Origin of the sequence: Acinetobacter sp. UBA3025 (assembly GCF_002367915.1) — a bacterium.
GTDB lineage: Bacteria > Pseudomonadota > Gammaproteobacteria > Pseudomonadales > Moraxellaceae > Acinetobacter.
The window spans coordinates 1-6,847 of sequence record NZ_DFDO01000092.1; the positions used below are offsets into that span (position 1 = coordinate 1).

The following is a 6,847-nucleotide window of genomic DNA, read 5'->3' on the forward strand; positions in this document are numbered from 1 at the left end:
TTATTATTCGAACGGATCCTCCCCATCTCGTCGGCCTCAGTATTTAAATAACTGCCCAACATACTGTACGGCCTAAATATAATTGTTATCTATCCATTTTATAGGATGTATAACAAAAAACTACAGTTGAACCGACCGATACCGCAGGCCATAAAAAAACCCGGCTTAACCGGGCTTGAATAAGGAAATTTTGATTAGCTGCTACGCAGTTTGCTTTCACCTTCTTCCGGGTCATCTTCATCATCGTAAACATAGGCCATACAGCCCCAGCCATCATATTCACCCTGAAATTCAGCAGCAATTCTGGTAAACCATTGTTCCAGATCGACAATATTTTCATAGGTAGGTTGCATATAGACATGAATGGTAATTGTCCATTCCAGCGTATCGCTCTCCTCATCCTGATATAGGCTTATCTTTTGTTCTTCTTTGAGTAAATGCAATGCACAGCGGTCAGCCTGCTCTTCACTATTAAAGGCTATCGAGAATTCTATTTCATGGTCGTCCTGCAGATCATCACCATCCTGATACATTTGCCACAGTACATGACCATTTTCATCGTCAGGGAATTTGTCATAATCGCGTGCCATAGAGATATCCTTATTATGATGTTTTATTATTCGATTCAGCTTAACTTATTTTATTTGAATTATCGAGTACAGAATATGAAAAAAAATTGAATTTCTCTAAATAACCAACTGAATTTTATCAATATAAATTTAAGAATTTGAAAAAAAAAGCTGCATTTTCATCTAATTAAAAATACCTGCATATCAATCTGCAGATTAAAAAATTTCATCGGTTGATCTGGATTTTTTAATTGTAGTTAGGAAGCGATCACTGCAGATGGCTCAGACACTTGATTCTGTCGAAGCTCGAGTAAAATGGCGGCGAATTTAAGCTCTTCCAGACGTAAGTTTAGATAAGACTCCTGAATCATGGCCTGGCTCAAGCTTTGTCCTTTATAGTTCATCAGGCGATAATCATCTTTCAGGGCTTGCAGCGTTTCACCCAGATTATGAGTATTTAACTGGGACAAATAGAATTCTGCCCTGCTATTAAATGCCAGACTCAAAATCGCAATGGTGCTCTTTCGACGGTCTTCATCAACATAGTTACAGCTGACCACCTGCTGCTGTTCTTTGGCCTGTTCAATCTGTGTTCTGATAGTCAGTAAATGCCGAGCTGCATCAGTATCGTTGTAGCCACTAATGAGCTGATCCAGAAGCTGCGTGACCGGCAGATCAAAACCATGTTGATAGCCCTTGATCTTATGCTCGAGAGCTTCAACTACTTCTTGCAGTCGCTGCTGTTCTTTGGCCTGTTGATAATAAGCCTGTAAAGCTTTTCGGGCCTGTCGCTCAATATCAGCTTCGGCCTGAGTCTGTAAATTCTGTAAATATGCTTTGACCTGAGCGATATAGGCTTTGAGATCATCCAGCATGATGGAAGCATCAAGCTTGGTTACTTCTACGAAATTTTCGGCCTGCAAGCTGCGGTTAATAATGTATTGTTCGATGTCACAGATATCCTGATATTGTTTATATTTATTCAGTTCAGTTCTGGCACTTCCCAGTTGCATCCGTAGCTGGGTCATTTCATAATTTAATTCATCAACTTGTGTTTCATAATCAGCCAATTTACTGCGTGAATGATCCAGATATTCCTGTAAAGACTGAATATTGTTTCTTGATAATTTCAGGCTATTGAATACCCGTAGCAATACAATGATTAAAACACTTGCGAGAACAAAGAGCGCGCCACTTAGCATCATCCTGTCCCTTACCCCTTGCACCATATATAGGCACTAAAAAATTAAAAATTTATGATGTTTTAAAGTTATTCTGCATAATTTAATGATGAGAATCAAAGATAAAAAATGACCATAAACATTTAATATAATTGATCTTTTAAATGATTTTTCACCTATAAAACCTTAATATTTTTATGCCTATCAATTTACTTAAAATGAATCTGTTGGTGATAATCGATTAGAGTAGTTTTTATTTTTATATCAAAAGTTATAAGGATGAACCTCAGATAGACTGTAAATATTGAGAAAAACTGAATAAAAATAGACAGATCAAACAGTTAAACTAAAAATAAAGTGATAAAGCTCCTTAAATGATTCCTGAAATTTTTCCGGGTACACATTTCTAATTTCAGAAGATCATCACTTGATAAGACATGATTCAGAACATAATTTTTCTAGAAAACTGCTTAAATTCAACTCCATAATTTTCCGATAATTGAAATAAATTCTGACATTTCTGTTGCAGCTTACTGAAATTTAAACATTTATCAGAATCCATATTCATTTTTTGAATGCTTAAATTTTACTAAAATGGTGCAGGTGCAAGAATTTCAACTTTATGACCACTCAAGGGTTGAGTAAAAGTCAGTTCACTGGCATGCAAGGCCATACGATTTAAAGGACTACTCGTTGGTTCCGGATGATAGATTTTATCGCCCGTAATCGGATGACCGATATGCAGCATGTGGACTCTGAGCTGATGTGAACGTCCGGTAATTGGTGTTAGCAATACCCGGCTGATGTCTTGCTCAGGCTGATATTCCAGCCGTTGATACAGTGTTTTGGCAGCTTTACCCAATTCGAAATGCACCATTTGCCGAGGGCGATTTTCCCAGTCAGTAATCAAAGGTACATCGACACTGCCCTCGGTCTGAATTTCTCCCTGTACCAGCGCAATATAGTGCTTGCTGACTGTACGTGCCTGGAACATTTTACTGACTGCCACTTCAGCATCGCGATGTTTGGCAAACATCAGGATGCCAGACGTCGCCATATCCAGACGATGGGTAATTTTGGCATTCGGATAACGCTCTAGTACCCGTAAATAAGCACTGTCATGATGCTCAGGCAAACGTCCCGGAACAGACAACAAACCGGCCGGCTTCTCAATGACGACCAGATCATCATCTTCATACAGAATATGCAATGGGTCTTGAGGCGGCGCGTAGACAAAGTTGTCGTTAATAGGCATGTGCTTTAAGCATTCAGGAGAAAACGCGCAAAATAACAATGTCAGGGAATACTGTCAATCCAGCCCTGTTACAGAATCAGTGCCTGACTAAGCTTTGGACGCTGCACTGATGGGAGATACTGAATGACCCGACTGATACTGGGTTTTCAGACTGTCGAGATCTTCATTTAAAAATGCCATAAGATATTGCTGAACCTGTGACATAGTCAGATTGCGAAATGACACATAGTCTTTGTTCTTCAGGCTAAACAGTCCCAGAATTTTATGTTGAGCTTCGACTTCAATATCACTTTCCAGCCTGAACTCAAGCTGACCTGACGGCGCCAGTTCATTCAGTGTGATCTGAATCGACTGTTCAGCATCGGAGTCTGTTACGGTAAAAGTGGTAATGGCGGCTTGCATCTGTAATTGTAAAACCCGTAACTGTTGCCAGTTAATGGACTTGAAAGTAGAGAGAATTTCTTCTGCCGATAAGCTGCCTAGCTGCTCTGCTTCGTCTTCTTCTTGATGCGGATAACTGATTTCTAATTCATATTTTTTCATGGGACGTGCCCCTTTCTTATATGCAAAATTATCATAGCATTCTGTTTTATTTTTCAAGGATATAATTTGTGAGCAAATATTAAACATATTATACTTTAAATTATTTATATCAAATACTTATAAACAACCAGCGACATTAGAGTAGTATTTAAACATAAAATAGTCGAAAGCTATAGGCTGTAAATAAAATAGATTAGATATGTGATTAAAATAGTATTTATTTGAATCTCAAATGAATTTACAGCTATTTAGGAAGAATATAAGTGACTGGGTAGGGAAGGTGTTCAACAGTTTGGAGGAGAAGATTGTTTTTATGAGAGGAGAAAATTTTGAGGGTGTTGGGAAAACATCTTGATGGTTTACTTCAACTATCACTCTTTGTAAGAAATGATCTTATAGCCTATAAACTTTTGGTCTATAGCGTCCTAAGCCGAATCGAGACCTTTTGGGTTCGTACTGCACTCGCGTTTTGCGCCACTCACAGCATGCTACTCTTTTCGATCCCATCACACCCTTGAGATATATAGTAGCCAAGCTGCGGCAAAATTAATTTCCTAAGATTTTTTAATTTTCCCGATTTTTGAAAATATTTTTCTTTAAATATATTTGAAGAAGAATTTTTTACCTTTCACCTCAAAATAAAGATCTTTTATTGCAGAAAGAGCAGAATTACTGGAATTTATCTTCATGTAAAACCTCATTCTGCTCTAAATTTTTTAGACCCCTCTATTCAGCTTTCCAGCCATTTAATCAGCCAGATAATAATCCACTGTAGAAACCACACGAACTTTCTTTAGATAAGGCGTATTGCTGTCACGGTCCTCAATGCTAAACAAACCTTGATTGGCAGTCTTGATTTTCCCGAGACGGCTTTGAGAATCCGCGGCAAACTTTTCTGCCACACTGCGGGCATTTTGCGTGGCTTCTTCAATCATGGCTGGTTTGATGTCATTCAATTTGGTAAAGATATATTCCGTTCTTTGCCCGGAATCATCACCACCAAAAGCAATGCCCTTTTTACCCAGAGCGACCAGACGGGTTTGCGCTGCACGGACTGCATCAATATTGTGGGTATAAACCGTAATGGTCTGATGCGCGGTATAACGTAAGGCAACATTGGCATCACCGCCGTATTGCTGGGCATATTTATCTGTAGTGACTGGAGAACCGGTGGTAATTTCTTCTGCCTTAAAACCTTCACCTTTTAAGAAAGCCTGAATTTGCTGGGTTTGCAGCTCCATAGTGTCATACAGTTCGGTCAGATCCTGACTACCACCACTAAAACGGATGGGCCAGACGGCGACATCGGCTTTCACTTCACGTTCCGATAGCCCTTTTACCGAAACAATCCGCTCATACTGTTTAATTTTGACTGCACTATTGCCCAGAATGAATCCGGCAATAATCATTCCCAAGCCGATTAAAGCACCTAAAATCAAGGCGGGTTTAAACTGATTCATTGATCCGAACTCCTTTTTCATATTGTTATTCTGTTTCGAGCATTTTAAGCCTTAAACTGCTCCGTGTAATGCTGAAGTGACTATCAGTTTTATTTATTCCTGGAACTTTGGAAAGTTTTATCTCCTAACTTTTCCCCATCAAATATATGGCTATCAGCGGAACCAGATTGAACAGGAATATCCCGACTTTATAGATGGCCATGCCGCTATAGTGAATGGCATCAAAAGTCGAATCTGAGAGCTGAAACCATTGACCATGCAATCGTTTTACCCAGTTTCGTGCAAAGACAATCAGCAAAAACCAGAGCATTAAGATGCTGTAATTCAAAGCCAATGTATAAAGTAAAAACCGACACCAGAAATCGAGATCCATAGTGATTCCCTGCCTGTAGAGCCATCTATCATTAAGTTAACAGATCAATCAAATCTTCAGGAACTACTGATTTGTATCTGTGATCTAAAGAGAAATGGTTTAAATATTTTGAGCTAAAAGTTTCAGTTCTAACTTCCAGCGATCACTTTTTAGCGTACAAACAGATGACGGGTATGATGATTGATATAGGCATTTAGGCCATCGCCATACTGGGCCAGCTGTTTCATATTTTCCACATGCTGATAGCCAGCACTGCTATAGCTATAGGTATACACTTTCGAGGTTTTCTTGAATTGAACCCGAATAAACTCATTGCCAATCTCATAATTGGCCACACCCGAGTCATGATTGAGATCAAGATAATGTTGCAATTGAGCAGCCCTAAACATGATAAATCTATAATTTTAAATGGGGTCAAATTGATCAATTTTCAAACAGAATAAATGATAAAACCCACTGTATAGCAAGTTTTAAATGACACTCAATATATTTATAAATCTCATTCTGTACAGCACTTATGACAGCCCTCTACTTTTTCCCTCGGCCAGTTCATTCTTGCCCGTTTATAAGCCAAATCATAATTAGCAAAATATCCAATCAGAATCTGGTTATCAAATTCTGGCAGGTCTTCACAGCCTTCAGTTGCGTTATGAATATAGTGCACGCCTTGGGCAGACTCTTGTTCATCTACAATAAATTTAATCATTTATAGTTCCCCTAATATTGTTTTTATAAAGTTCAACCACAAATAAAACCATACAAAAATTATGCCTTTATAATCCCATAATAAAATTATGTCTTTTTTGAATAAAAATCAAGCAATTTAATGAACAAGATGAGGGCCTTTCTTTAAGCAAATATTTCATTAAGAATGAGTGATAAATATTTATTTATCTGATTCCTATAAGGCGGAATTTTCTAGCTTGTTTCTCTTTTTTAGACGTATCCAGCGAATTGCCATGATGGCTAGCATTACAACCAGCAAGGCAGCTAGCACTGGCAAAAGCAATGACAGAATGGATAACAGAATAGCTCCGATCCATTCTCCGGTTGAGAGTACCGGATTCGCAACACCGCCTGTGGTAGCAGTTGAGAGTCCGCGTGCTGCAACACTGCTCATTTGCACGGCCCCTGCTGTTCCGCCACCGACAATAATCGCTGCGGCCCAAGCTGCAAACTGGGACATTTCTCCATTGCTGGCAGCCATCGTTGTCAGAGTTCCGGCCAGTATGGCAGCAGGCGTTGCAATTGTATCGATGGCATTGTCCACCCAGGGAATATAATACGCAGCGATTTCACAGAGGGTCGCGATGGCTAAAGCCAGACAGACTGCCGGCGTGGCTAACCATTCAAAACCGGTCATCGGTTCAAACCAGCCCATTAATGCGGCAATACTCATCACCAGCAAAGGCACAAAAACACGGAAACCACAAGCTGCACTCAAGCCGATACCGATACATAAACCG

The 6,847-nt window shown here is 39.3% G+C and carries 9 protein-coding genes; all 9 read right to left on the reverse strand.

The window, feature by feature from the left end; translation table 11 throughout:
- Nucleotides 1–194: 194 nt before the first annotated feature.
- On the reverse strand, nucleotides 195–590 hold the full coding sequence (locus B4J23_RS03545) for a ribonuclease E inhibitor RraB (RefSeq protein WP_004785133.1): 396 nt from the start codon (nucleotides 588–590) through the stop codon (nucleotides 195–197).
- 236 nt (nucleotides 591–826) lie between these two features.
- The gene (locus tag B4J23_RS03550) at nucleotides 827–1,771 is read right to left on the reverse strand and encodes a hypothetical protein (RefSeq protein ID WP_291358774.1); all 945 of its coding nucleotides are present in this window, start codon (nucleotides 1,769–1,771) and stop codon (nucleotides 827–829) included.
- Nucleotides 1,772–2,339: 568 nt separating this feature from the next.
- Entirely contained in the window at nucleotides 2,340–3,005 is a 666-nt protein-coding gene (locus B4J23_RS03555) for a pseudouridine synthase (RefSeq protein WP_291358775.1), read from the reverse strand.
- A gap of 87 nt (nucleotides 3,006–3,092) precedes the next feature.
- The gene (locus B4J23_RS03560) at nucleotides 3,093–3,548 is read right to left on the reverse strand and encodes a hypothetical protein (RefSeq protein ID WP_180004015.1); all 456 of its coding nucleotides are present in this window, start codon (nucleotides 3,546–3,548) and stop codon (nucleotides 3,093–3,095) included.
- Between the two features lie 746 nt (nucleotides 3,549–4,294).
- On the reverse strand, nucleotides 4,295–5,008 hold the full coding sequence (locus B4J23_RS03565) for an SIMPL domain-containing protein (RefSeq protein WP_005237113.1): 714 nt from the start codon (nucleotides 5,006–5,008) through the stop codon (nucleotides 4,295–4,297).
- A 124-nt stretch (nucleotides 5,009–5,132) separates the two neighbouring features.
- On the reverse strand, nucleotides 5,133–5,381 hold the full coding sequence (locus B4J23_RS03570) for a DUF6868 family protein (protein ID WP_291358776.1): 249 nt from the start codon (nucleotides 5,379–5,381) through the stop codon (nucleotides 5,133–5,135).
- A 149-nt stretch (nucleotides 5,382–5,530) separates the two neighbouring features.
- Nucleotides 5,531–5,752 carry a hypothetical protein gene (locus B4J23_RS03575; RefSeq protein WP_004785142.1) on the reverse strand — a complete coding sequence of 74 codons (222 nt, stop codon included), beginning with the start codon at nucleotides 5,750–5,752 and terminating at the stop codon, nucleotides 5,531–5,533.
- A gap of 128 nt (nucleotides 5,753–5,880) precedes the next feature.
- A complete protein-coding gene (locus B4J23_RS03580) occupies nucleotides 5,881–6,087 on the reverse strand; it encodes a hypothetical protein (RefSeq protein ID WP_034705268.1) in 207 nt (68 codons plus the stop codon).
- Between the two features lie 195 nt (nucleotides 6,088–6,282).
- The coding region (locus B4J23_RS03585) for a DUF4126 domain-containing protein (protein ID WP_291358777.1) at nucleotides 6,283–6,847 on the reverse strand (565 nt) is incomplete at its 5' end.

Bases quoted from the DNA above. Each gene is read 5' to 3' on its own strand.
- B4J23_RS03545 (WP_004785133.1), bottom strand. From the start codon at position 590: ATGGCACGCGATTATGACAAATTCCCTGACGATGAAAATGGTCATGTA.
- B4J23_RS03550 (WP_291358774.1), bottom strand. From the start codon at position 1,771: ATGCTAAGTGGCGCGCTCTTTGTTCTCGCAAGTGTTTTAATCATTGTA.
- B4J23_RS03555 (WP_291358775.1), bottom strand. From the start codon at position 3,005: ATGCCTATTAACGACAACTTTGTCTACGCGCCGCCTCAAGACCCATTG.
- B4J23_RS03560 (WP_180004015.1), bottom strand. From the start codon at position 3,548: ATGAAAAAATATGAATTAGAAATCAGTTATCCGCATCAAGAAGAAGAC.
- B4J23_RS03565 (WP_005237113.1), bottom strand. From the start codon at position 5,008: ATGAATCAGTTTAAACCCGCCTTGATTTTAGGTGCTTTAATCGGCTTG.
- B4J23_RS03570 (WP_291358776.1), bottom strand. From the start codon at position 5,381: ATGGATCTCGATTTCTGGTGTCGGTTTTTACTTTATACATTGGCTTTG.
- B4J23_RS03580 (WP_034705268.1), bottom strand. From the start codon at position 6,087: ATGATTAAATTTATTGTAGATGAACAAGAGTCTGCCCAAGGCGTGCAC.